General features: G+C 62.7%; 1 pseudogene. It reads right to left on the bottom strand.

Annotation, left to right across the window (positions count from 1 at the left end):
• Window positions 1-217 (bottom strand): annotated as a pseudogene (locus ACM0OP_RS24550) (cation transporter); the annotation flags it as partial.

Here is a 217-nt window from a genome sequence, read left to right as displayed (position 1 = left end):
GGCGATCAGGGCAATGCTGCCGAAGGTCAGCATCAGGGTGCTGGACGGCGTTACGCCATGCAGGAGCTTCTGAACGATCTCGGCCACGATCACGCCGAAGAAGCCCAGGATGATTACGCCCTTTGCGAGTGCCGCGCCGGCTTCCCACTTCGCACCGCGGTGCAAGGCAAAGAGGCTCAATCCGTAGACCAGCGCGTCGCCGAGCATGTCGACCGAA

It is taken from the genome of Nodularia chucula CCY0103, from assembly GCF_963923915.1.
GTDB lineage: Bacteria > Cyanobacteriota > Cyanobacteriia > Cyanobacteriales > Nostocaceae > Nodularia > Nodularia chucula.
Note: the sequence above shows the minus strand (reverse complement) of the source record. Positions and strands in the feature narration are given on the sequence as shown.